The organism is Bacillus sp. PS217 (genome assembly GCF_037963535.1).
Lineage (GTDB): Bacteria > Bacillota > Bacilli > Bacillales > Bacillaceae > Bacillus > Bacillus subtilis.
The window spans coordinates 328,284-352,614 of record NZ_CP150157.1 but is presented as its reverse complement, the minus strand read 5'-3'; the positions used below and the strand labels follow the sequence as shown (position 1 = coordinate 352,614).

Below are 24,331 nucleotides of genomic sequence, written 5' to 3'. Positions count from 1 at the left end.
TATCCCCTCTTTTTCAGTAACTTTAAATCAAAATGATAACGATTTTGTAATCCTATATTATAATAAACCGAAGTCATTACGTTTTGCAAGAATAAATTTCATTTTCATTTATTCTTCCCGCCTGCAGAGCGGATATATGTACTAAAAAAACCCGGCTAAGAATGCCGGGCTACTTCAATCATTAGTTTGTTTTGTCCAGAAGATAGACCCTGCTCTCATAAGGCCGGAACACCATTTCGTCAGCAAGATCATTGTTGTTATAATTGCTGAGAAGCAGAGAGGCCTGAGCTTTGCCGCAGTTCTTAGGCCACTGAAAAACAGCTTGCTCTTTTGAAAAATTATTGACCGACAAAAGCTGCTGTTTACTGTTTCCTCTCATGTATACAAACAGCTGCGGATCGTCCGGAAGCAAAAGATCAAAGCTTCCTTTCATGAGGTCAGCGTACTGCTTTCTCAGGCTGATCAGCTTTTTGTAATAGATTAAGACCGAATCAGGGTCTCTCTGCGCTTCCTCCACATTGATTGCGGTGAAGTTCGGATTGACCTTCAGCCAAGGCGTGCCGTCAGTAAATCCGGCATTTTTGCCGCTGTTCCACTGCATCGGGGTCCGGGCGTGATCCCGGCTTTTGGCTAAGATCGATTTCATCACATCATTTGGATCATAGCCTTTTTCAAACACCCGTTTATGATACATATTGATCGTTTGGATATCTTTGTAGTCTTCAATCCGGGTGAACGGCGCGTTTGTCATCCCGATTTCTTCTCCCTGATAAATATACGGCGTGCCCTTCATAAAATAAAGTACGGCTGCCAGCATTTTCGCTGATGCTTTGCGGTATTCCCCATCGTCTCCGAATCTGGACACAATCCGGGGCTGGTCGTGGTTGCACCAAAACAATGTATTCCAGCCTTGATGTTCAAGCTTCTTTTGCCATTTTGTCAAAACCGATTTTAAATCAGAAAGCTCAAGGGGCTTCAAATCCCAATGTTCTTTTCCGGGCTGCTGATCAAGCTCCATATGCTGAAAGTGAAAAATCATATTCAGCTCATGCTTATCTGTTCCCGTATATTTAAGGCCTTCTTCCGGTGTGACACTGCCGACCTCTCCGACAGACATGACATCATATTGAGAAAACACTTCATCTGTCATTTCTTTTAAATAGTCATGGATTCGTTCGCCATTTGGCTGAAAGGGCTTCGGCTCTGCCTGCTGATTGATATAGTCCTCATACGAAGGAAGATATTCTTTCTTAGAAATGAGATGGAGCTGATCAATTCGCAAACCGTCGACCCCTTTATCGAGCCAAAATTTCATCATGTCATACACCGCCCGGCGAACTTCGGGATTTTCCCAGTTTAAATCAGCTTGTTTGACGGCATTCATATGGAGATAGTATTCTCCGGTGTGCTCTTCGTATTGCCAGACCGGGCATCCATAGTTTGAGAGCCAGTCCGTCGGCGGGCCGTTCTTTGTGCCGGGACGCCAATAATAATAGCTGCGGTATTTGCTGTTTTTGTCCAGCTCCGCTTCTTTAAACCACGGATGCTCGACCGAGGTGTGATTTAACACAAAGTCCATCACCAGCTTTAATCCCCGCTGATGCACCTGGTCCAGCAACTCGTGAAAATCGTCCATTGTTCCGTAAGAATCCATAATCGCCTTATGGTTTGTCACATCATAGCCGTAATCAACATTCGGAGAAGGATAGATCGGGCAAATCCAAATCACATCTGCCCCGAGCTCCTTTATGTAGTCAAGACGGGAAATAATCCCCCGCAAGTCCCCAATTCCGTCTCCATTGCTGTCCTGAAAGCTTCTCGGGTAAATTTGGTACACCACTGCATTCTTCCACCAGTCCGTTTTCATCCCGCAATCCCCCTGTTTTGTCTTCTATTCAAGCTGAGATGGATAAAGTGTCATTCCGCCGTCGACGAAAAGTGTTGCGCCGGTCACATAGCTTGCTTCCTCAGATACGAGCCAAGCTGCTGCTGCCGCCACTTCTTCAGGCTTTCCGAAGGCTTTCATCGGGATTTTTTTCAATTGTTTTTGCCTGCTCTCTTCCTTTTTCGTATCAACATTTGATTCTGTGGCAATGGTGCCGGGCGCTATCGCATTGACGCGGATTCCCTTATCCGCATAATTGAGCGCCAGCGTTTCCGTCATCATCTTGATGCCGCCTTTGGATGTGGAATACTGAACGTTGACAGGGCGCGGAATCTGCTGATGAACACTTGAGATATTCAGCACATTGCCCTTGATATTGTTTTTCATCATGTGGTTAAGTGCTGCTTTCGCTCCCAGAAAGGTTCCGGTAACATTGACATCAATCACTCTCTGCCAATCTTCAAGACTCATCTCATGCGGCATCGCCTCAACGCCGTTAAAACCAGAGTTGTTTACCATCACATCGAGCGTGCCGAAATGCTCTAAAGCTGTGTCCAAGAGCGCCTGAATCCCCTCTTCTTTTGACACGTCCGCCTCAACTGCGACGGCTTTCCCTCCGTTCTGTTTAATGATTTCCAGGGTTTCATCGGCTCCAGACGGGTCGCTGTGGTAGTTTACAACAACATTCATTTTCTCCTGTCCGAACCGTTCCGCAATGGCTTTCCCGATTCCTTTTGAAGACCCTGTCACAATCGCTGTTTTTCCGGTTAAATCTTTGTACATACTTGATATCCTCCTCTGTTTCTCACTATGCAGTGGAAAATACCCTGTTTTTCCGAGTTGAAAACAGCACAAAAAAAGCAGAGAACCTGTAGTTCTCTGCCATTTCCTATTGAAAACGCTGCTCAGCAAGCTTCTTTTTAATATTCATCAGCCTGCGGTAAAAGAAAGCGGCGGACTCGTAATGTTCCAGCTGATTGAAACGTTCCGCTGTATCATGCAGCAGATCTTCGGCGTCAGCAAGAAGCTGCCTGGATTCCAGCAGATCAAAGCATTCTGTAAGCACGTTCAGGTCGCCGCTTCCAAGATACAGCTCATGAATGAGGCGGAATTTCGTCAAGTACATGTCATCCTCCCATTCAGCCGCGCTCTTTATCCCGCGGTCATACGCCTCTACTGCCTTGTCATATTTTCCCTCTTTACAGTAGATATGGGTCAGTGAAAATACAGCTTGAACAGCTTGCTGAAAGTTGTGCTCCTCAAAAATGGCGGCGGCTGTTTTGAAATAGCCCTCCGCTTCTTTGTAATCACCCAGACTGTACTTACAGTGTCCGACATTATAATAGGCAGCGGCGATCATGTATGCTTCTTCAAGCTGCCTGGCATGATCTAAAGCGCTGCACAAGTGGGTCAGTGCTTTTTCATGATGATACACATCGGTCAAATTTCCGGCGATGATAAATTCACACTGAACCCGGCGGCGACCGTACAGTTCATATTTCGTATAGATATCAAGCGCCTGGCTCGCATAATTCATGGAAAAATACGTTTGTTTGATGTGATAATACACTTCTGCGACTTTAAAAAGAAACTCAGCTTTTTCGATCTCATCCTCGACATACTCGAGCTTTTCCTCGGCATGTTTATAATGGTCGATCGCTAATATGAAATTTTTCTGCTTGAATTCGTACATTCCTCTGAAATAATAAAAGTAGTATTCCAGTAAGCCCGTGAGTTTTTGCTGATTGCTTTCAATTTCGTTCAGCATATCAGAGAACGGAGGCTTGGTGTCGCTGTCTTTCACCGGCATCAGCTTATCAAGCATGATTCGATGCCGGAATTCCATCAAAGAAAAATATAAAAGCAAGTCCTGGTTCTCTTCCATATCTTCTAAATCGTATTCAATCTCCTGCTTTAACGCTTCTGCTTGATCTGCTTCAAATGCGCGAATGAGCTTGTACCATTCATTCAGCTTTACTGCTACTTCTTCTGATGGAATCTTTGCTCTCATCGGTCTGCCTCCTTCCTCCTGCTACTATTTATGTTATATTTTATCATAGCTGTTCGCTTTTAGAGAGAGTCAATCACTTAAAAGCGTTAACATTCAGCACATCTTGAGAAAGTGAGACCGATATGAAGTTACCCGCAAAAACATTTGTTATCTTATGTATTCTATTTCTTCTAGATCTTTGTTTTAGTTATATTCGGCATGAATGGCATTCTCAAAACGCCTTGCAGGACATGCCTGTCCCCTCGGATCTTCATCCGATTGTGAAGCAGAATGCCGATGCACTCAAAGCCGCTGCAGCGAATAAAGGCATTACCGTCGTCATTACTGAAGGATTCAGGTCCTTTAAGGAACAAGATGAATTATATAAACAGGGACGTACAAAAAAAGGGAATATTGTCACCTATGCAAGAGGAGGGGAATCGTATCATAACTATGGTTTAGCGATTGATTTCGCCCTTCAAAAAAAGGATGGGAGCATCATATGGGATATGGAATATGACGGCAATCAAAACGGAAAATCAGATTGGCTGGAGGTTGTCGAGATCGCTAAGACACTCGGTTTTGAATGGGGCGGGGATTGGAAACGATTCAAGGACTACCCCCACTTGGAGATGATTCATAACTAGACACCCCTCACAGCCTTTTCTTTTTCCTTATGTGCGCATCAATATAGGAAGGGTAAACCGGCTTATAGACAAGTTTGTAGTGCTGGTCACTGCCTGCTGTAAAATCAGGCTGCCATTCCAGCTTCACATCAAAAGCGCCTAAAAACGCTTCTCTCGCTTCTTCAGCGGAAACATCCGGCCTGTGATTTATCGCTTCCAATTGTTCAGGTTCAATATCAGGCGCCATAAAAGCGTCAACCAACCCAGTTTCCGGATTGACAATGATGCGGGCAGCGCCGAACCGCAGCGGCACTCCTTTATACCAGACAGAAAAATGGTTGCGGACTCTCCCTCTTTCATCAATTCGGACGGGATTCACCCTGAAAAACTCAGCCGCTCTCGGATAGAGGGCATACAAAAATTGAAGCGCTATCTCTTGGCATTCTTCCGTGGAGCATTGGCGGTTGTTCTGCCGCTCCATAAAAGAAAGCGCTGCTTTTAATTTTCCGGTTCTTTTATCCGTCTTCATTTTGATTGTGTTTTTATTTCTCGTTTCAAAATAGCTTCCTATGCTTAAATCCTTACGCTCCGGCGCAGCGCCCCTGCGCCATGTGCTTCCAATTTGTTCTCCAAAGTCTCTTTCACTGACTTTCTGCATATCAGAGGTAAAACCCAGCAAGGCAAATATATCAACTTCTTCCTTGTTCTGAAGCGGCGGCAGTGGCGCCGTGTTTTCTATTCTTTCATCTGCGATATGCTGGTCGGGCACAATTTCGTCTACATCTGCGGGATAGCTGTATCCCGGGAGAATCGGTTCATAAACAAGCCTTGGTTCCTGTTCGCCATCAATGACATCGTACATCAGCTCAAAAGACATTGTGTTTAAGTAATGGGACACAACCTTCTCTTTTGCTACAAATTCCGTCGGAACTTCGGCTTTATGCCCTTCCCCGTAATATAGAAAGTGGACAATCTGACCGCTGCGTGTCATATCAATTAAAAAGCCGGAATTGGGAATCGGAAGCCCCAGCTCCATTTTGGTATAGACAAACCGGATGTGCTGCCCCCGTTCTTCCTTGCCTTGAAAATGAAAATTCATAAATGTGCCGGGATGATTGGCAGCGGCAAACTGAAGAGCCGTCAGCTTCAGCTCGGCATCTGGAAGTTGTTTGTCTGGTTCGGAGCGGACAGTTGTTGAAAAGGTGAGCAAAGCGCCGTCATTTCTAAGTTCAACTGTAATGTGCTTTTCCGGATCTTTAGGGTCCTTCCAGATAAAATATGCCTGCCCGTTCTTCTTTTGCTTTTGGTCGTAATCTTCTATCTCAAGCTCATAATGCGTCGGTACATTTCCGATCTCCTGCGCCTTCTTTTTCAGCTGTTTATTAACCAATGAAGTCATCCCTTTCAAAGAGTCTACGACAAAGAGAATCCTGTTTATTATATAAAAAGACCTTTCTTCTTTTAAAGTGAAGAAAGGTCCTTTTCTATTATTGTCATTGTTTTTCGAGATTCTTTCTGTTACTTTCATCACGCACTCTCTTCTATGCCTGAGGCAATTGCGTGACTTTTGGCTGTTTTACCATGAGCTGAAGACAGGCTCTCCTGTATGTGCATCGATAAAACGCGGATACACCGGCTTATAGACGAGCCGGTAGCTGTGTTCTTCATCATCTCCGTACTCTCTTTCCCAGCCAAGCTCAACTTTAAAATGCTGCCAAAAGATAGCCTTGGCTTGTTCAACTGAAATGGCCGGAATGGGATCAATGGCTGCCAGCTTATTTGGGTCAATATCCGGTCCCATATAAACAGTGATATCCCCTGTCTGGCGGCTGACACAAATTCTGATCTGCCCAAATCGGATCGGAACTCCGTGACAATGCGCTTCAAACGTAAAACCAGCGACTGCGTTTTCTTCTTCATCTTTTTCGTCGTATCTGATCCTAAAATATTGATCGGCATTCGGAAATAAAGCAAATAGAAAGCGAAGCGCGATTTTTTCACACTCTGCCAAGGTTACTGTCAGCGGCCCTTTTTTCTCCATAAATGACATGACGCCTTCGAGTTTTCCGGTTTCTTTGTTATAGATGGTTTTCAGCACTTGATGAGTCCGTCCCTTAAACCAGCTGTCCATGCTTTTATCCGCCGGCTGATACACAGGGTCATCCGGATTCCGCCAAACGATTCCAATTCTCCCATCTCCCAAATCCGCTTCCCGCTCTTTGACAAACCCATTTTCAATACCAATCATGCTGTCAGGATCGGCCTTTTCGCGGATGCCCTCGAATAAAGGGAGAGGAAAGCTCTCCGGCTCCCTGTAATCATCGTCATCATCAACTGCTTGTTCTTCTTGAACCAAATCCGCAGGTACGGTAATCGCCCTACATTCAGGCTCGTACACCAAATGCGGCTGATCATCTCCGTTTTTGTAAACAGAACGATGGAGAACCTGAAACAAAAGGTCGAACTCCACGTCCTTCTTGATAAAGGCAAGTGCCTCTTCAACATCCGCGACCCGCTTTGGCTTGATGATGCTGCCCGCTTCGCCGTAATAACGGAAGTAAACAATCTCACCTGATAAGGAAACATCAGCCATAAATCCGCTCATGGGGAGAGGAAGCCCAGCCTCCATTTGAACATATGAAAATCTCACTTTATCGCCGTATGCACGGTCATTTTCTTCACGAACAAAGGCAGAGAGTGCCCCCGGATGATGAGTCTCGACAAATTGGCGCATGATATCCTCTAGTTTCTCCTCAGACAGCCTTTCTCCGCTTTCAGGCTCAATATCACGGGAAAGGGATTCCAGCTCTCCGTCCGGTCCAAGCTCCACGATAATGCCGGTATTCTCATCCTGAGGATCTGCCCAACATAAATGAGCTCTTTTATCATCACCGCCATAATCTTCAATTTCCAGTTTTAAGTGTGTCGGCACCCGGCCGATTTCCAGTGCTTTTTGTTTCAGTCCCTCTTTCTTCACAAAGGCGGCCCCTTTCATCCTTCTTAAGTTCCCTCCAACTAATCAAAAAGTAATAGTCTAAAATACACAGTTTTCTGAGTTTACCAGTTTTACCAGAACATTTTTCACCAAAAATAGGATGATGAACCTATTCAATATAAAAGCTAATAATCTTAAAATTAATTCCGTTGTAACTTTTTATAGGTCCATTCATGACAAAGGAGGGCGGAGTTTCCAGAAAATCCGGTGAGAACCGTGAGAAAAGAACTGATTTTTTTGGTTATATGATGCTAATCCATTCAAAAAGATCCATTTCTCAAAGACAAAAGACTCCCCTTTCCTAAACCATTTGAGGAGGAAAAATGAATGTTTCAGAAAAAAACGTACGCTGTTTTCCTAATTCTTCTGCTGATGATGTTTACAGCTGCTTGTTCCGGCAGCAAAACAAGCGCGGAGAAGAAAGAATCAGAAACAGAAAAAAGCTCAGATATAGCTCAAGTCAAAATCAAGGATGTCTCTTACACACTTCCGTCTAAATATGATAAGTCCACTTCAGATGACCAGCTCGTGTTAAAAGTCAATGTCGCGGTGAAAAACACAGGAAAAGACCCGCTGAATGTAGACAGTATGGATTTCACATTGTATCAAGGTGATACCAAAATGTCTGACACAGACCCTGAAGACTATAGCGAAAAGCTTCAAGGCAGCACCATTAACGCTGACAAATCCGTTGAAGGAAATCTTTTCTTCGTTGTAGATAAAGGCAAGCAATACGAGCTTAACTATACGCCGGAATCTTACGGTGATAAAAAGCCAAAATCAGTTACTTTTAAAATTGACGGAAAAGACAAAAAAATCCTGGCGACGGCAGATAAGCTCCAAGATTCTGCAAAAGCGTTATCAGCTTATGTTGATGTCCTTCTTTTCGGCAAAGATAACGCCGATTTCGAAAAAATCACCGGCGCTAACAAAAATGAAATTGTAAATGATTTCAATGAATCAGCCAAAGACGGTTATCTCTCAGCTTCCGGCCTTTCCAGCACATATGCGGACAGCAAAGCGCTTGATAATATCGTGAACGGCATTAAAGAGGGATTAAGCAAAAACTCTTCCATTCAAGCAAAAACGACTTCAATCTCTAAAGACGAAGCAATTGTTGAAGCCACAGTTAAACCTGTAGATGCATCTTCTCTTTCAGACCGTATCGAAGACAAAGTGAAAGACTACTACAGTAAAAACTCTAGTGCCAGCTATGAAGAGGCAGTGAAATACGCGCTTCAAGTCTACCCTGAGGAATTTAAAAAGCTTGGACCTGCTTCATCTGAAAAAACAGTCGAAGTAAAAATGAAGAAAAATGACATCGACCAATGGCAGCTTGATATGGATGATTACAGAGCAGCAGAATTAGTCGAAGCATTCATCAAAGAATAAAACACCAAAAGGAAATAGCCATGACGGCTATTTCCTTTTTATTTAAAAATGTCGCTGATGAAATTCACTTCATCTTCGGTGAGTTCAATGTTCAAGGTTTTCAGGTTATCCTGTAATTGCTCAGGTCGTTTAGCTCCTGGAATAATGGCATCAATCGCCGGTCTCGTTAACAGCCACGCCAAGGCGACATGTGCCGTATCCACTTGTTTTTCCTCCGCTACTGCTTTCAGCTTATCTACTTTTTTGAGATTGTGGATAAACGTTTCACCCTGAAATTGAGGTTTATCCTTTCTGAAATCATCAAAGACTGTGTCTCGCGTGAATTTTCCTGTCAGCAGTCCGGACGCAAGCGGAAAGTAAGGAATAAAGGAGATGCCTTGTTTTTCACAGTATGGAAGAAGCTCTTTCTCGGCATCACGCTGTATGAGAGAATATTCGGCCTGGAAGACCTCCAAATAGCCATCAGCATTAAAATCCTGCAATTGCTGATAATCGAGGTTCGAAGCGCCGATTGCTTTGATTTTCCCCTCATCCTTCAGCTCTTTCAAAGTGCCCGCCACTTCAGCGAGAGGTGTTTTTCCATCCGGAAAGTGAACATAATACAAATCAATATAATCTGTTTTCAGCCGCTTCAGGCTCTTCTCGACCTCGCTGCGAAGAAACTCCCGGCTATTGTCTAATTCAATGCTGCCGTCCACTTCTTTATGAGCTCCTTTGGTGGAGATGATGAGCTCATTCCGCACGCCGCGTTCCTGTACGACTTCGCCGATTAATTCTTCAGACCGCCCCAATCCATATATAAAGGCGGTATCGATAAAATTGACGCCGCCATCCAATGCCGTGCGCACTAAATCCTTCCCTGTTTCATCATTTAGATTTGGAAATAGATTATGCCCGCCGACCGCATTCGCGCCGAATCCGATCCGCTTCACCTTCAGCTTCGTTTTGCCGAGTGTACGTGTTTGATCCATTGTTCCTTCTCCTTTGAAACCAATTTTGATGAAAAATAGTGCAGGGTCACTTTTTGTATTAGCTATCCTTTTTCTATTTTCCTTCTTTTTTCAGGATATACAAAAAGGAGAAAGTGTATTTCTCCTTTTGCAAGTTTATTTTGGAAGAACCCATTTGTCTTTCAGGAAGCAGGCTCTGGCTAGTAAAAAGAAGATGGCGATGAGCACGGCGATGGTTCCTGACGTAGACAAAATGGCAGCCGGGTCAACCATCCCGAATAAAAGCTGTTTAAATAACGCATGCAGGTTCAGAAACGGGATGAGAAAGTATGATAAGTCAAATTGGTTCGGTGCCTTGCTGAAGATGAAAAACATCGGGAACACAGGCAGAAAGACGACGAGAGACATATAACTTTGCGCTTCTTTTACCGAGCTGGACATGATGCTGATGAAAAGCTCCATCGCAGATATCAGCAATGCAGAGAGCACAATGATTAAGGCTGAAGCGCCGATTACACTCCACATATGATCTCCCAGCTGGAAGGCCGTTTTTAAATTTTCGGTAAATAACACGGTGGACAAAATCAAAAACACCAAAGCAAATACACCTGAAGCCACGCCAAAAGTGGAAACCGCAAGCCACTTGCCGACCAGCACTTTGTTTCTGCTGACTGGCGTTAATAGCAGCGCCTCGATTGACTTTCGGTCCTTTTCACCGGCCATGATATCAAGAGCGATCGGCATTGCGCCGGAAACAATGGAAGTCAGAATCAGCATGGGCAGAATGGCGGAAAGCATAATAGCGGAAGTCCCTTTCTCCTCATCCGCTTCCTTTTGCTGAATTGTAAACGGCTGGATCACCGATTGATCAATATGCTTATTTGTTAAACGTTGCTGCACAATTTCATTTTTGTACTGATCTAAGGCAGACTGCACAAGCTGCATGGCATTTGACGACCCTTGATCTATTGAATTGCCGTAAACATCAACCTTAAAAGGTGTCATGCTGTTGACATATGAGTCGAACTCTTTCGGGACGTTCAGATAGGCATCTGCTTTTCCTTCATCAACTGCCTCTTCAGGCTTTGCAAATGTTTTTACGCTGATTTCGTCAATCTCATTAAGCTTGCTTTCCAGTGCGGGCGGAAGCGAATGGCCGACAGCCAGCGTGTACTGCTCCCCTTTGTCGGACAGCATGCTTTCATAAAAGAAGACAAGTCCAAGCATCATAATCATCGGCACTAAGATTGTGAGTAAAATCGTTTTTCTGTCGCGCAAAGCGTCGATCATTTCTTTTTTATAAATATGGCTCAGCATTTAAGAAATCCCCCTGACAAGCTTAGACATAAAGATGTAATTCAAATCCTCACTGCGCTCGCTCTCGTATAGTGATTCAAGCGCCCCTCGGTAAATCACCTCTCCGCTGTGAATCATGATGACACTGTCACAGAGTGCCTGCACTTCCTCCATAATGTGGCTGGAGAAAAGAATCGTTTTTTGTTCTCTTTTCAGCTGCTGTATAAATTCGCGGAAGATGTTGCTTGACGTAATATCAAGCCCAGTTGTCGGCTCATCAAATAAAATGATGTCCGGATCGTGAATCAGCGCTCTGGCAATGGCGACTTTCTGCCTCATGCCTTTCGAAAACCCGCCCACTCTCCGGTTCATATAATCGCGCATGCCGAACCGTTTCGATAAATCTTCTATTCTTGCTTTGATCTCGTGGCGGTTCAGCCCATACAGCCTGCCGAAGTATTGGAGATTTTCTTTAGCGGTCATCCTGTCGTAAAGCCCGGTTTCTCCTCCGAATAAGACACCGATTCTTTTTTTGACTTCAGCCGGCTGCTTGACCGTGTCAAAGCCGTCTACTGTGATTACACCCTGTGATGGTTCAAGCAAGGAAGCAATCATTCTCAGCATCGTCGTTTTGCCGGCACCGTTTTCTCCGAGAATGCCGACGACTTCTCCTTTTTCAATTGTTAAGCTTACATCTCGCACCGCTTTGACTACTTTTTTCTTATCCTGAAACCTGCGGCTGCAATCGGTCAGTGTAATCATGTCACAATCTCCCTTATCTTTATTTCTAGTAATGACTATATACGAAAAGCTGGATTAGTTGGATAAAGTTGTCGCGAAGAGTTCTTTTTATGTCGTGAAATGGGATAGAATAAAGATGATTCTATGTAACTAGGGGAATGATAATGGTAAAAGTCGGACTTGTAGATGATTATCGAGTAGATTTAGAGAAGCTGGAAGCGATCGTGTCCAGAATGCAGGACGTCGAAATTGTCTTTTCCACCGATTCAGCGAAGGAAGCCTACAGGCGGGTAAAGAACGGAGACATTGATCTGCTGCTTGCCGATATCGAGATGCCCCATATGTCTGGCTAAGAGCTTGCTGATTTGATCAAATCCCATTCACTTGATGTGGATGTGATTTTTGTTACCGGCCATGGCGGTTATGCGGTTCACGCCTTTGACCTGAACGTCCATGATTATATTATGAAGCCGTACTATGCCGACCGTCTGGCCGCTTCCTTCGACCGGTACTTGAAAAAGAAAACGGAAACGAGTTTGAATGGGCGTATATTGATAAAGCAAAAGTCTGAAATGCACGTCCTGCAAAAGAAGGATATTATTTTCGCAGAACGGACGGGACGTTCGACGACGATTGTGACAACCGCCGAAGAGGTGCAAACGTATCAAACATTAAATGATATTAAAGGCGACCTGCCCGAAAAGGATTTTCTTCGTTCGCATCGTTCCTTTATTATCAACATTCATTACATAAAGCATTTTTCCGCTTATACCAAGCATTCATTCACAGTTTCCTTTGAGGGAACGTCTAAAAAAGCGATGATCACTAAGCAGCAGCTTGATTATTTTCAAAACTACTATTTTTGAGGAGTTCGGAACGTGATTACCCTTTTTCAATGTCTTTATCTGGTTTTATTTAGTTTCATATGTTATCAGGGAGCTGCTGCTCTTTCACACAGCACAGCAGTCTCTTGGCTCACCGCTGTTTTAGGCGCAGCTGCTGCAGGTTTGTACATTTGGAATACGAAGCGGGTGTGGGACTGCTGTTCCTTCCAGCTTTGTGCGTGGATTGCGGTGATTCAAGTGATGTCGGCGGGAGTAGTGCTGATCGGCACAGACATCATGCCGGTATTATGTGTAATCGCGATATTTGCAGGGTGTGAAGGGCTCCGTATCGGACAGTCTGCTTTGCAGGCAAGGCTTTCTGATCAAATTGATAAGCTGACTCAAGCTGAACAGCACGCCAATCAAATGCTGATTGATGTCAGAAGCCGGAATCATGACACAATGAAACATATCACTGCAATCAAATCAGCTCAGCCCAAGGCAGATACACAAGCATATATTCAAAACTGGGCGGATCAATACAGCCAATATGACCGTTTTTTGAAAGGAGAGAACGCGTACGTTGCAGGGGTGCTTTATGATTTTTTAGAAAAAGCCCGCGCCTCGAATGTGAGTGTTTCGCTGCATATGCATACACCGCTTTCTTCCCTTCCGTTTTCGCCTGCTGATCAGGTCAGCTTGGTCGGCAACATATTAGAAAATGCGCTCGACAGCGCAGCGGAGGCCCGAGAAAAAGCAGAGATTAAACTGGAAACTTCACTGCGCAGCGGACTTTATGTACTGACTTGTGAAAACAGCACTCCCGGGATGGACCCAAAAGTGCTCGATACAATTTATCAATCGTTTGGCCGCTCAACGAAAAACGGCGCTCATGAAGGCATGGGCACATATATCATTCAAAAACTGGTGAAGAGCGCTTTTGGCAGGCTGGATTTTACCTACCGCCACCCCGTCTTCCGGTTAGAAATCAAAATTCCGTTTCAGAAATAAAAAAACCTTGAAAAGCCTGGCTTTTCAAGGTTTTTTCCATTATGAGGATAACGCTTGTGCAAAACGATCTGCTTCATCTTGCAGCGTGCTTTCAATTTCTTTGTAACGGCTGGAAATCGTTGATGCGCTAACGCCGTATTTTTTCGCCAGTTTAGCCTGGGAAACGGACGCGCCGTTAAGAGAAATTGCGTTTACATAATATTCAACTGCCGCCGCAAAAGCTTCCGGCTTTCTGATGACAGGTGATTTTTTCTCGCAGAATGTTTTCCAGATGTCAATAACAGCTGGGATCAATTCAGTCGGATACTCTTCCCCGCTCATGCCTTCTTCAATAGCCGCAGCGGTTTCTTTCTCCAAGTCGTTTGCCCACTCAACAGTGCTTACTTCCGCTTTCTCTGCTTGTGGCTCTTCATCTTTCTCAGCTAACAACGCGAACAGAACGTTGTTGAATTCCTGCTTCATGAAGTCCTCCGGCGTTTTGCCGTCCTTCACAGCGGCATCCGCATATTTCTTCACCTTGCTGATCAGCGCTTCTGTTCTCTTCACCGGGAAGATCGTGAACTGCATGAAGAATTCTGCTTTTTCCGCTTCGTGGATTGGGTATCCAAGAATCAGGCTTCCCACTGGAGGAAGGTCTTGATTGCTGGCGTCCATTTCCACTTCGAATTGTTTTGCCGTAATGACATCTTCAAAGTGAATGATGCCTTCCTTCAGGTCCTTCAGCAGCAATAAAGCAGGCGTCATGCTCTGCCATGATTCTACGATCTCACGCGTTTTCGGACGAGTGATCGAATCGCCTTTTTTCTGAAGGTACTCTTCGAAGATTGTCTTCTCACCAGCAAGCGGGTGGAAGAAGATTCCCCAGATTCCTAAGTTAAATACGCTGATGTCTTTCGTCTGTCTGTCCATAGCAGAAAGAAAATCATGCTGGTTGATAAAGCCTGAAATGCTTTCTCTATGTACTGTGAAGGCATACTCCACTAAGTCTTCCTGAATTTGTTTCGCTTCTTTTGCCGCTAGTTCCGCCGGGAAGTCGACAACTTTACTTCCGCAGCATTTTTTATATTTCTTGCCGCTGCCGCATGGGCAAGGGGCATTTCGTTTCACTTTTCCCACAATAAACCCTCCGAATTCTGTTGTAACTTTTCTATTTTAACAAAAATAACTTCTGAGGGCTTGGTTTCGGGCTAAAAAAGAATTTGGTAATGTGATAAGCTGGCTGATTATGCCAATTTACCTATGACATTTTCACCAACTTTTGTGATTTAAGGCTTATCACCTATTCCCACTTTAGGCCCTTCTTTTTTACAATCATTAGGTGTTTATTTAACATTTTAAGGAGTGTTTCTATTGGAACTAGCTGGTTTCATGCTGCGCGCCTGCGCTCTTTTACTTGATGTAATCATTGCCGCAGCAGTGATTTTGGCAGCCGGATTTACGTTTGGCGATGGGTCCGCTGGTGTCATTATTGTCGCCATATTGATGCTGATTGTGTATCCTTTGCTGATGCCGCTGACAAATTGGAAGGGCACACTGGGCAAAAAAATCATCGGGCTGCAAATCGTGAGGGACGAAACACACGAGAAAATTTCTTTCCTACAGGCGATTGTCCGTTACATCATAGCGTGGGTGCATGTATTCTCCCGCCTGATCTATTTGACAGCCGCATTTACGAAGAAAAAACAAACCGTTCATGATATGGCGGCGAAAACCATTGTGCTGAAAGCAGAATAACCTTGAAGAATAGGACTCTTCAAGGTTATTTATCTCATTAGTTTGTATTCTGGCCCCCGCCGTTCAGCCCTTCTTTAATCAGGCTGTTGACTTGGCTGCTGTACAGAAGGCCGATGTGTCCAACGCCATGGATTTGAACGTTTCTAGCACCGTCTAATCTTGATAAATAATTCATGACAATCATATCGGCACTGCTGTAAATGGATGTGTATAAAATCTTTTGATTTGGATCTGTTCCCGGAAGCGCCTTGCCTGTCGTCAAACGGTTCGCGCCGCCAAGCGTCACGACGTTTGCAACTTTATTTCCGCCGTCCAGATTTTTTATGTAGTAAAGTGTGTTCGCGCCCCCCATACTGTGAGCGACAATATCCACTTTTTTCGCACCCGTTTCATCTAAAACCTTTTGCACAAATCGTGATAATACCGGTCCATTGTTATAATTTGTGCCTGTCTTGTCCCAAAAATCAACTGCATACAGCTTGTCCCGCGACCAGCCCTGAGATACGAGATAGCTCTTAATTCCCGCAAAATTGAATGATGCCCCTCCAATACCGTGAACCATAACGACTGGATTGTGTTCAGCGGCTTTTGCTGACGGCTGCAACGCAAACAGCGATGTAACAGACAGCATCAAAATTGTTACAAGTGCAATGATCCTTCTTTTTACAAATTTCATAATATCCTCCTTTTTTTGTAACAAATTCTCCAATTATATTACGTTACCAAATTAATTAAGTAAAGGGTAATTTTGGCTTATTTTTAAAGAAATTTTAAGATTCAGAGGTCATTATTGGTCCTAAAAAGCCAAAAAAAAAGAAGGCTTATTCGCCTTCTTTTCTTCAATACTCATTGAAATAAGCTTGGATTTTTTGAGGATCATTTGTTTTGGTAAGCGCAAGCATCAGCAACATCCGTGCTTTTTGGGGGTTTAAAGAGTTCGATGCCAGCAGGTCCTTTTCCGCATAGTCTTGGTTTGGTGTGACGACACCATTTCCCGTGCGGGTAGAGCGCACCACTGTGACGCCTTTTTTGACTGCGCTGTCCGCCCCTTTTTCGGCTGCGTCAGATAAAGACCCGTTCCCAGAACCGGCAAATACAATCCCCTTTGCTCCGGCTTTTACAGCAGCGTCAAACAGGTAGCTTCCGTCATTTTGGTATCCATAGATAATGTCAACCTGCGGCAGCTCATCAAGATTAGAAACCGAGAAATCCGTGTCCTTCGTATGCTTACGAGTAATCTCATTATTAAAATAGATATCATCTGCAATTGTTCCGACGAAGCCCATTTCTTCTGATTTAAATGTATCTGTTGTAGTTGTGTTTGTTTTGGTGACATATCGGGCTGAGGCAATCCGGTCGTTAAGAACAACAAGCGTCCCTTTCCCTTTTGCCTCAGGGGCACCTGCCACTTTCACTGCATTGTACAGGTTAGAAGGCCCATCAGCGCTGATGGCTGTGGAAGGTCTCATCGAACCGACAATAACAACCGGTTTATCACTTTTCACGGTGAGATTCAAAAAATAAGCGGTTTCCTCCAATGTATCTGTTCCATGAGTCACGACGATTCCGTCTACATCATCTGAAGCGAGCAAGTGGTTGATGCGTTTCGCCAGCTTCAGCAATATTTTATTATCAATATTTGTGCTGCCGACGTTAACAATCTGCTCGCCGCTGACGTTTGCAATGTCTTTCATTTCTGGAACTGCCTCAATCAGTGATTCAACGCCGACAACACCTGCTTTATATTCAGTCGTTGAGGTTTTCGATTGATCGGCACCAGCTATCGTGCCTCCTGTCGCTAAAATTCTAATGTTTGGCAGACCTTTTTTTTCAGAGGCAGAAGCCGAAGAGACTTTTTGTGTCTGCGCTTTTTCTTTCGGGGATTCTTTTGTTTCAGGAGAATGTGAACATCCGGTAAAAACAAACAATAGTGCAGTAAAAAGTACGAGCATTCGTTGTTTTTTCATCTATTTCTCTCCTTACATCCATATGATGATTAATCATTGAACATTTTATCTATTCAGTCAAAAGATCAGTCAGCTTTTCTCTCAGTATTTTTTGTTGTCATATCCTTCTTTTTTTGTCTTTTCATACAATGAATTTTTCTTGACAATTGATGATTGAATCAAGATAATAGACCAGTCACTATATTTTTGATTGCAATTCAGTAAGGTGGGAATGTTATGAGTTATGGAGATTCCCGTGAGAAAATCCTTTCGGCAGCTACCCGGCTTTTTCAGCTGCAAGGGTATTACGGCACGGGGCTGAACCAGATTATAAAGGAAAGCGGTGCGCCTAAAGGCTCTCTTTACTACCACTTTCCCGGGGGTAAAGAACAGCTTGCGATCGAAGCCGTGAATGAGATGAAGGAGTATATCCGTCAGAAAATCGCGGACTGCATGGAATCCTACACCGATCCAGCAGAAGGCATTCAAGCCTTTTTGAAGGAGCTCTCCTGCCAGTTTTCATGTACGGAAGACATTGAAGGCTTGCCTGTGGGCTTGCTAGCGGCTGAGACGTCATTGAAAAGCGAACCGTTGCGCGAAGCCTGTCATGAAGCCTACAAAGAATGGGCCTCTGTGTATGAGGAAAAACTGCGGCAGACTGGCTGCAGCGAGAGGCATGCAAAAGAAGCCAGCACTGTGGTTAACGCGATGATTGAAGGCGGCATCCTTTTATCTTTGACGGCAAAAAACAGTACGCCGCTCCTTCATATCTCCAGCTGCATTCCTGACCTGCTGAAGAGATAAAAAAAACGACATACTACATGCAGTTGATAGAGAGGGGAAATGATTTTGGAAACAACAGCTAAAGCATCTCAGCAATACAAAGTGATGCCGATTATGATTTCCTTGCTGTTGGCCGGTTTTATCGGCATGTTCAGTGAAACAGCGCTGAATATTGCGTTAACCGACCTTATGAAGGAATTGAACATTACAGCGGCAACCGTCCAATGGTTAACGACGGGCTACCTGCTTGTACTCGGTATCCTTGTTCCTGTTTCAGGACTGCTGTTGCAGTGGTTCACAACAAGACAGCTTTTTACCGTGTCACTTATCTTTTCAATATTAGGGACGCTGATCGCGGCGCTTGCGCCAAGCTTCCCGTTTTTATTGGCGGCGAGGGTCGTTCAGGCACTCGGAACCGGTCTTTTACTCCCGCTGATGTTTAACACGATCCTGGTGATTTTCCCGCCTCATAAACGGGGTGCCGCAATGGGAACGATCGGTCTTGTCATTATGTTCGCGCCCGCCATCGGCCCGACTTTCTCAGGATTGGTTCTGGAGCATCTCAACTGGCACTGGATTTTTTGGATCTCTCTTCCATTCCTTGTGCTGGCGCTTGTTTTCGGTATCGCATATATGCAAAATGTATCTGAAACGACAAAGCCGAAAATCGATGTATTGTCTATCATCCTGTCGACGATTGGCTTCGGCGGCATTGTGTTCGGATTCAGCAACGCGGGTGAAGGCTCCGGGGGATGGTCCAGCCCGACTGTTATCGTGTCGCTGATTGTCGGCGTTGTCGGCCTTATCCTATTTTCAATCCGCCAGCTGACAATGAAGCAGCCGATGATGAACCTCCGTGCGTTCAAATACCCGATGTTTATTTTGGGTGTGATCATGGTGTTCATTTGTATGATGGTCATTCTGTCATCTATGCTGCTTCTGCCGATGTATCTGCAAGGCGGCTTAGTCCTGACTGCATTTGCATCTGGTCTTGTTCTCTTGCCGGGCGGTATTTTAAATGGATTTATGTCCCCTGTCACAGGCCGCTTGTTCGATAAATACGGGCCGAAATGGCTTGTCATTCCGGGATTTGTGATTGTCACAGTTGTACTATGGTTCTTCTCAAATGTAACGACCACTTCAACAGCTGTGCTGATTATCATCCTGCACACCTGCTTGATGATCGGGATTTCTATGATCATGATGCCTGCACAGACAAACGGTTTAAACCAACTGCCGCGCGAATTTTATCCAGACGGCACCGCCATTATGAACACGCTGCAGCAAATGGCTGGCGCTATCGGAACAGCGGTTGCGGTCAGCATTATGGCTGCAGGCCAGCATGATTATATGAGTACAGTTAAAAACCCTGCCGATCCGGCAGTCATCCCGCAAGCTTTGACAGCGGGTGTACAGCACGCATTTGTGTTTGCAATGATTGTTGCCATTATCGGTTTAATTGGCGCTTTCTTTATGAAGCGCGTGAAGGTAGATCATTAATATGAAAAGCCCCTGACTAGTGTTCAGGGGCTTTTTTTATGTTTACTTGTGGATCGTTTTCGCCGCGATTTCATCAATCGCGTGCCGCATTTCCTCCTTCGTATTATAAAAATGGGGAGCGAGACGGATGACATTGTCCCGCGGCGCGCAAATCACTTTTTTCTTCTTCAGCAACGCCGCCGTTTCCGATGCCCGCTCATCCCGGATCGCAACCATGCCCGGCTGACCCCCACCTTGTGCCGCCGCCAGCTGCAGGCCTTTTTCAGCGGCATATTGAACTGCATCGGCACAGATCGTTTTCACATGATCTCTGATATGAGAAACCCCAATATGATTCAGCAGCGATAAAGCCGCTGCAGCTGCGTATACGCTGATAAAAGCTGGGGTGCCCGTTTGAAAACGGCGCGCTTCTTTTGCATAAGCCCCATCAAATCCGTTCTCTCTGCCGAACCAAGCTGATGCTTTCGGCTTCAGTGCGTCAGCCAGCTCCTTTCTCACATAAAGAAACGCCACACCCGGTATGCCGAGCAAATACTTCCGGGTGCCTGCTGCCAGCATATCTACGCCCCATTCCTTCACATCAATGGGAATATGCCCGGCTGATTGATAAGCATCTACAAACAATAAAGAGCCCTTTCTCTGAGAAATCTCGGCAATCGCTTTTATATCCTGAACATAGCCGTCACGATAATGAACGTGAGGAACACACGTCAGTACTGTTTCATCCGAAATATGCGTTTCATACTGTTCGAGCGGCATCACACCGTCTATTGATGGAATGACGGATACGGTATAATCGGAGTGTGCCTGCCAAACATGAGGCACCGCCGGAAAATCCATATCTGTATATACAACGTGCTTCTTTCCAAATGCAGTTAAGGACGATGCTACAGAAACCAGCGCATCAGAAACTGACGGCACAATCGCCACTTCATCCGGTTCAGCCCCGATCAGCTTTGCAAACTCGTTTCTCGCAAACTCTGTTTTTTCAATCGCTTCTTTCCAGTTCGTCCCTTTATACAGCAGGCTATCATGATAATCCTGGATCGCCCTTGATACAGGCTCTGCCAATGCGCTCTGAGAACAGCTGGCAAGCATCGTATGCGTCTGCAAGGTTGGGAATAAATGACGATACTGCTGCGGTAAATGCTCCATTATGATTCACTCCTTTACATTATTTTGATGAAAAACCCATAAATAAACAATAGAATAAAAGAAAAAGGAGATGAGAAGATGAGAAAAAAAGTGCTGATCACTGGCTTTGACCCTTTTGACAAAGAAACCGTCAATCCATCATGGGAAGCAGCGAAACGGCTTAATGGCTTCGAGACAGAAGAAGCCATTATTACAGCGGAACAAATTCCAACCGTCTTTAGATCCGCTCTGGACACTCTGCGCCAAGCCATTCAAACACATCAGCCGGATATCGTAATTTGTGTCGGCCAAGCAGGAGGACGGATGCAGGTTACACCGGAACGGGTGGCGATCAATCTTGCAGATGCGCGAATCCCCGATAACGAAGGACATCAGCCGATTGATGAAGAGATTTCTCCAGATGGGCCCGCCGCTTACTGGACAGGGCTTCCCGTGAAACGAATAACTGCTAAGATGAAGGAACACGGCATTCCAGCTGCGGTTTCCTACACAGCGGGGACCTTTGTATGCAACTATTTGTTCTACGGGTTAATGGATCACATTAGCCGGACATCCCCGCACATTCGCGGCGGTTTTATTCATATTCCTTACATTCCGCAGCAAACAATCGACAAAACAGCGCCGAGCCTCAGCCTGGACACGATTGTCCGGGCATTGAGAATCGCCGCTGTTACGGCCGCACAATATGATGAGGATGTGAAGTCACCGGGCGGTACGCTGCACTAAGCGGCCGCCGCTGTTTCTTCCCTCAGCCTCTTTTTGTAGACAAACGCCGATAGGGTGACACTCACTTCAAACAGGACAAGAAGCGGGATCATCACGAGAAAATCAGAAATAAAATCAGGCGGTGTAATCAATATAGATACGACAATCAGCAGAAAATAGGACAGCTTTCTCGCTTTGGCCAGTCTGTAAGGATTTAAGATGCCCAGCCTTGTTAAAAACATCACCACCAAGGGCATCTCAAACAAGAAGCCGAACGGCAGGCTCAAATTCACCATAAACCGAAAGTAGCGGTCAGCCGTAAACATCGTTTCAAAGTGGCCGGAGGATAAATGAGTCAAAAAGCTGAGCACGATCGGAAACAAGACAAAGTATCCGAAGGAGATGCCCGCCAAAAACAACGCAAATAAACCTGGTATGTACATGAGCGTCACCTTGCGCTCCGTTTTCGTCAGCGCCGGTGCAACGAAACGCCACAGCTGGTACGCGGCAACAGGGATAGAAGCCGCAATGGCACAAATGCCGGAAAGCATCATATACACCCAGAGGATTTCACTCGGCCCAAGCACAGCCAGCTTTCCATCCAAATCCCTGATTAGCCAGTCATAAATGTCCTGTACGAACAAAAAAGCCGTGATGAGAAATAGAAAAAATGCCGCGAGGGTTACGATAATCCGGCGGCGAAGCTCTTCTAAATGCCCGATCAAATGGGTTTCTTTTTTATCCATTCAAAAAAGCCCTCCCTTTCATAAAAAAAGAGGCAGACCCGGTGTCTGCCTCATCAGCATTCAGCCCGCGTTTTTGTCCTGCTTTACCGCTGTCAGCTCAGCTGATTTCTCTTCTTTTTCATCACCAGACACAAGTGATTTTGTGGCGCTTTTAAATTCCAGCAGTGTCCGTCCGGCGGCACGCCCGATTTCCGGCAGCTTGGAAGGGCCAAAAATAATGAGGGCGATGACGAAGATCAGAATCAAGCCCGGTATTCCAATGTTTGAAAACATAATTTCCACTCCTTAATTCGTGATTTTTGCCCGCTTCTTAATCATTTGTTTTTCGTGGGCTTTGTTGTGCGCAAAGAAACGATTCTCTTCGACCTCATCGGATTGCTTCACCCCGCCTTGGATTGTTGTGGATGATACCTTTCTCAACCCAGTTTGGTCTTTCTGGTAAACGAATGAAGCCCGCGTGGAAATGGCTGCGCCCGGCTCGGTCACAAACGGCATCACCCGATAATCGGCTTTCCACTGGTGAGGCGTCACTGTACAGCGGACATATCCGCGATAGTCGTTAAAGAACTTGATGTGCGGATTTTCTTTTAAAATTTGGTCCGTATCCGCCCGCTTATCGGCGCCGTTTCCTCCGGATGTGATCGAGGTTCCGACAAATTCGGCTCCGAATATTTTTGAACTTGTCTTCTCGAAATCGACATGCAAATTCGATGCCCAGCTTGCGTGTACATCACCTGTCAGTACGACAACATTATTCAGATTTTTGCTTTTAATGAAATTGATCACCCGTTCGCGCTGAGCCGGGTAGCCGTCCCACGAATCCATGCTGTAGATCGGGCTTGCGCTTGTCCCGAAATTCCACTTGGCAAAGAAAATCTGCTGCGCCAGCACATTCCAGTGGGCTGTCGAGCTGCCCAAATTGTTGAAGAGCCACTGCTCCTGTTCTTTTCCAAGCAGGGTCCGATTCGGATTGAGCGATTCATCAGAAGGCGGCTTATTGCCGTCGTTATTGGCTTGGTCGTCCCTGTACTGGCGGGTATCAAGCACATTGAAGGACGCCAGGTTTCCGTACGTAAAGTGCCGGTACAGCTGCATATCTGGGCCATTCGGCAAAGAGGAAATGCGGAGCGGCATATGTTCATAGTATGCCTGGTATGCTGCCGCGCGGCGGAGCACGAATGCTTCAACCGACTGTCCTTTTTCAGGTATTTTATTGGCATAGTTGTTTTCAACTTCATGGTCATCCCAAGTTACAACCCAAGGGAATGCCGCATGTGCAGCTTTAAGATTGGCGTCAGAACGGTATTGAGCGTGACGGTTCCGATAGTCTTGCAGCGTAATGATTTCCGCGCTGTTGTGCGTGCGGACATTGCCTGTTTTTGATACATATTCATTTGGGCCGTATTCATATATGTAATCACCGAGATGGAAGACAAGATCAAGCTTTTCCTTTGCCATATGCTTGTAGGCCGTATAATATCCGTGCTCATATTGCTGGCAGGAAGCAAATGCAAAGGTCATTTGCGGCACATTGGCGCCAGGGGCAGGCAGTGTTTTTGTTTTTCCGACAGGGCTTAGTTCATGACCGGTTTTGAAACGGTAATAGTACACTTTGTTTGGCTCAAGCCCGTCCGCTTCCACATGAACGGAATGGGCAAGACTTGGTTTAGCCATTTCAGTGCCTTTTCTTACGATTTTGCGGAAATGCTCATCCTTTGCGACCTCCCATTTGACAGGCACTGCTTGCTTCGGCATTCCCCCGCCATTCAGCGGATCTGGTGCCAGACGTGTCCAAAGCACGACACTGTCAGAAAGCGGATCACCTGACGCTACCCCTAATGTAAACGGATAGCTTGAGAATTTAGGCGCAGCATTTACTTCAAAGGCCCTAACCGACTGGGCAATCGTTAATCCAAGAGAAAGTCCTGCAATCTTCCCCGCTCCTTGAATAAATTTGCGGCGGTCAAACGTATTGTTTTGAAAGCTTTCCTCTTTCAGTTTCTGTACCCATTCATCAAAACGACTGTCGTATGCCATTCAAGATCCCCTCTC

General features: G+C 45.3%; 23 protein-coding genes and 1 pseudogene. 9 read left to right on the top strand and 15 right to left on the bottom strand.

Going from position 1 to position 24,331, the window contains the following annotated elements; genetic code table 11:
* Positions 1–181: 181 nt before the first annotated feature.
* The 3 genes from NSQ83_RS02010 to rapJ form a co-directional block, all read right to left on the bottom strand.
* Positions 182–1,867 (bottom strand): alpha-glucosidase, encoded by a 1,686-nt coding sequence (locus tag NSQ83_RS02010; protein ID WP_198879039.1) that lies wholly within the window; start codon positions 1,865–1,867, stop codon positions 182–184.
* Positions 1,868–1,891: 24 nt separating this feature from the next.
* Positions 1,892–2,668 carry an SDR family oxidoreductase gene (locus NSQ83_RS02005; RefSeq protein WP_003234739.1) on the bottom strand — a complete coding sequence of 259 codons (777 nt, stop codon included), beginning with the start codon at positions 2,666–2,668 and terminating at the stop codon, positions 1,892–1,894.
* Between the two features lie 106 nt (positions 2,669–2,774).
* The gene (gene rapJ, locus NSQ83_RS02000; protein WP_015715201.1) at positions 2,775–3,896 is read right to left on the bottom strand and encodes a response regulator aspartate phosphatase RapJ; all 1,122 of its coding nucleotides are present in this window, start codon (positions 3,894–3,896) and stop codon (positions 2,775–2,777) included.
* Positions 3,897–4,018: 122 nt separating this feature from the next.
* Here rapJ and cwlK point away from each other — a divergent pair, with 122 nt between their 5' ends.
* Positions 4,019–4,522: a peptidoglycan L-alanyl-D-glutamate endopeptidase CwlK gene (gene cwlK / locus NSQ83_RS01995; protein ID WP_106074159.1), complete on the top strand. Its 504-nt coding sequence runs from the start codon at positions 4,019–4,021 to the stop codon at positions 4,520–4,522.
* A gap of 7 nt (positions 4,523–4,529) precedes the next feature.
* On the opposite strand, the gene NSQ83_RS01990 is transcribed toward cwlK, so the two are convergent.
* Together NSQ83_RS01990 and NSQ83_RS01985 are read right to left on the bottom strand one after the other, a co-directional pair.
* Positions 4,530–5,891, bottom strand: coding sequence for a YcdB/YcdC domain-containing protein (locus tag NSQ83_RS01990; protein ID WP_129138221.1), 1,362 nt, complete (start codon positions 5,889–5,891; stop codon positions 4,530–4,532).
* A 186-nt stretch (positions 5,892–6,077) separates the two neighbouring features.
* On the bottom strand, positions 6,078–7,496 hold the full coding sequence (locus tag NSQ83_RS01985; RefSeq protein ID WP_339238932.1) for a YcdB/YcdC domain-containing protein: 1,419 nt from the start codon (positions 7,494–7,496) through the stop codon (positions 6,078–6,080).
* A 173-nt stretch (positions 7,497–7,669) separates the two neighbouring features.
* Between NSQ83_RS01985 and NSQ83_RS01980 the strand changes: the two genes are divergently transcribed.
* Both NSQ83_RS01980 and NSQ83_RS01975 read left to right on the top strand, forming a co-directional pair.
* Positions 7,670–7,801: a hypothetical protein gene (locus tag NSQ83_RS01980; protein WP_003246334.1), complete on the top strand. Its 132-nt coding sequence runs from the start codon at positions 7,670–7,672 to the stop codon at positions 7,799–7,801.
* A 22-nt stretch (positions 7,802–7,823) separates the two neighbouring features.
* Complete coding sequence (locus NSQ83_RS01975) at positions 7,824–8,888, top strand: DUF4352 domain-containing protein (RefSeq protein WP_003234750.1); 1,065 nt, start codon at positions 7,824–7,826, stop codon at positions 8,886–8,888.
* Between the two features lie 38 nt (positions 8,889–8,926).
* Here the strand turns inward: NSQ83_RS01975 and NSQ83_RS01970 are convergent, their stop codons facing one another.
* The 3 genes from NSQ83_RS01970 to natA all read right to left on the bottom strand — a co-directional run bounded on the left by NSQ83_RS01970 (position 8,927) and on the right by natA (position 11,896).
* Positions 8,927–9,859: an aldo/keto reductase gene (locus NSQ83_RS01970; RefSeq protein WP_088467508.1), complete on the bottom strand. Its 933-nt coding sequence runs from the start codon at positions 9,857–9,859 to the stop codon at positions 8,927–8,929.
* Between the two features lie 135 nt (positions 9,860–9,994).
* Positions 9,995–11,155: a sodium ABC transporter permease NatB gene (gene natB / locus NSQ83_RS01965; protein ID WP_003234755.1), complete on the bottom strand. Its 1,161-nt coding sequence runs from the start codon at positions 11,153–11,155 to the stop codon at positions 9,995–9,997.
* A complete protein-coding gene (gene natA / locus NSQ83_RS01960) occupies positions 11,156–11,896 on the bottom strand; it encodes a sodium ABC transporter ATP-binding protein NatA (RefSeq protein WP_015252894.1) in 741 nt (246 codons plus the stop codon).
* A 143-nt stretch (positions 11,897–12,039) separates the two neighbouring features.
* Between natA and natR the strand changes: the two are divergent.
* Positions 12,040–12,741 (top strand): annotated as a pseudogene (natR, locus tag NSQ83_RS01955) (two-component system response regulator NatR).
* 12 nt (positions 12,742–12,753) lie between these two features.
* On the top strand, positions 12,754–13,710 hold the full coding sequence (natK, locus tag NSQ83_RS01950; RefSeq protein ID WP_088467507.1) for a two-component system sensor histidine kinase NatK: 957 nt from the start codon (positions 12,754–12,756) through the stop codon (positions 13,708–13,710).
* A 39-nt stretch (positions 13,711–13,749) separates the two neighbouring features.
* Here the strand turns inward: natK and NSQ83_RS01945 are convergent, their stop codons facing one another.
* On the bottom strand, positions 13,750–14,826 hold the full coding sequence (locus tag NSQ83_RS01945; RefSeq protein ID WP_003246276.1) for a helix-turn-helix domain-containing protein: 1,077 nt from the start codon (positions 14,824–14,826) through the stop codon (positions 13,750–13,752).
* A gap of 234 nt (positions 14,827–15,060) precedes the next feature.
* Here NSQ83_RS01945 and NSQ83_RS01940 point away from each other — a divergent pair, with 234 nt between their 5' ends.
* The gene (locus NSQ83_RS01940; RefSeq protein WP_029317228.1) at positions 15,061–15,444 is read left to right on the top strand and encodes an RDD family protein; all 384 of its coding nucleotides are present in this window, start codon (positions 15,061–15,063) and stop codon (positions 15,442–15,444) included.
* A gap of 37 nt (positions 15,445–15,481) precedes the next feature.
* Here the strand turns inward: NSQ83_RS01940 and lipA are convergent, their stop codons facing one another.
* Both lipA and ansZ read right to left on the bottom strand, forming a co-directional pair.
* A complete protein-coding gene (gene lipA / locus NSQ83_RS01935) occupies positions 15,482–16,120 on the bottom strand; it encodes a lipase LipA (RefSeq protein ID WP_003246250.1) in 639 nt (212 codons plus the stop codon).
* A 163-nt stretch (positions 16,121–16,283) separates the two neighbouring features.
* On the bottom strand, positions 16,284–17,411 hold the full coding sequence (gene ansZ, locus NSQ83_RS01930; RefSeq protein WP_198879037.1) for an asparaginase AnsZ: 1,128 nt from the start codon (positions 17,409–17,411) through the stop codon (positions 16,284–16,286).
* A gap of 216 nt (positions 17,412–17,627) precedes the next feature.
* Between ansZ and lmrA the strand changes: the two genes are divergently transcribed.
* Positions 17,628–18,194: a transcriptional regulator LmrA gene (lmrA, locus tag NSQ83_RS01925; protein ID WP_038428320.1), complete on the top strand. Its 567-nt coding sequence runs from the start codon at positions 17,628–17,630 to the stop codon at positions 18,192–18,194.
* A 39-nt stretch (positions 18,195–18,233) separates the two neighbouring features.
* Entirely contained in the window at positions 18,234–19,673 is a 1,440-nt protein-coding gene (gene lmr(B), locus NSQ83_RS01920; RefSeq protein WP_198879036.1) for a lincomycin efflux MFS transporter Lmr(B), read from the top strand.
* Positions 19,674–19,715: 42 nt separating this feature from the next.
* Here lmr(B) and NSQ83_RS01915 read toward each other — a convergent pair whose 3' ends face one another.
* Positions 19,716–20,828, bottom strand: a complete 1,113-nt coding sequence (locus tag NSQ83_RS01915; RefSeq protein ID WP_046664296.1) for an aminotransferase class V-fold PLP-dependent enzyme — start codon at positions 20,826–20,828, stop codon at positions 19,716–19,718.
* Positions 20,829–20,906: 78 nt separating this feature from the next.
* Here NSQ83_RS01915 and pcp point away from each other — a divergent pair, with 78 nt between their 5' ends.
* Positions 20,907–21,554 carry a pyroglutamyl-peptidase I gene (pcp, locus tag NSQ83_RS01910; RefSeq protein WP_046664297.1) on the top strand — a complete coding sequence of 216 codons (648 nt, stop codon included), beginning with the start codon at positions 20,907–20,909 and terminating at the stop codon, positions 21,552–21,554.
* Here pcp and tatC read toward each other — a convergent pair.
* The 3 genes from tatC to phoD are packed head-to-tail and all read right to left on the bottom strand — an operon-like array spanning position 21,551 to position 24,316.
* Positions 21,551–22,279, bottom strand: a complete 729-nt coding sequence (gene tatC, locus NSQ83_RS01905) for a twin-arginine translocase subunit TatC (RefSeq protein ID WP_014475692.1) — start codon at positions 22,277–22,279, stop codon at positions 21,551–21,553. The genes pcp and tatC overlap by 4 nt on opposite strands.
* A 60-nt stretch (positions 22,280–22,339) precedes the next feature.
* On the bottom strand, positions 22,340–22,552 hold the full coding sequence (tatAD, locus tag NSQ83_RS01900) for a sec-independent protein translocase protein TatAD (RefSeq protein ID WP_003223835.1): 213 nt from the start codon (positions 22,550–22,552) through the stop codon (positions 22,340–22,342).
* 12 nt (positions 22,553–22,564) lie between these two features.
* Positions 22,565–24,316, bottom strand: coding sequence for an alkaline phosphatase PhoD (gene phoD / locus NSQ83_RS01895; RefSeq protein ID WP_046664298.1), 1,752 nt, complete (start codon positions 24,314–24,316; stop codon positions 22,565–22,567).
* Positions 24,317–24,331 lie beyond the last annotated feature (15 nt).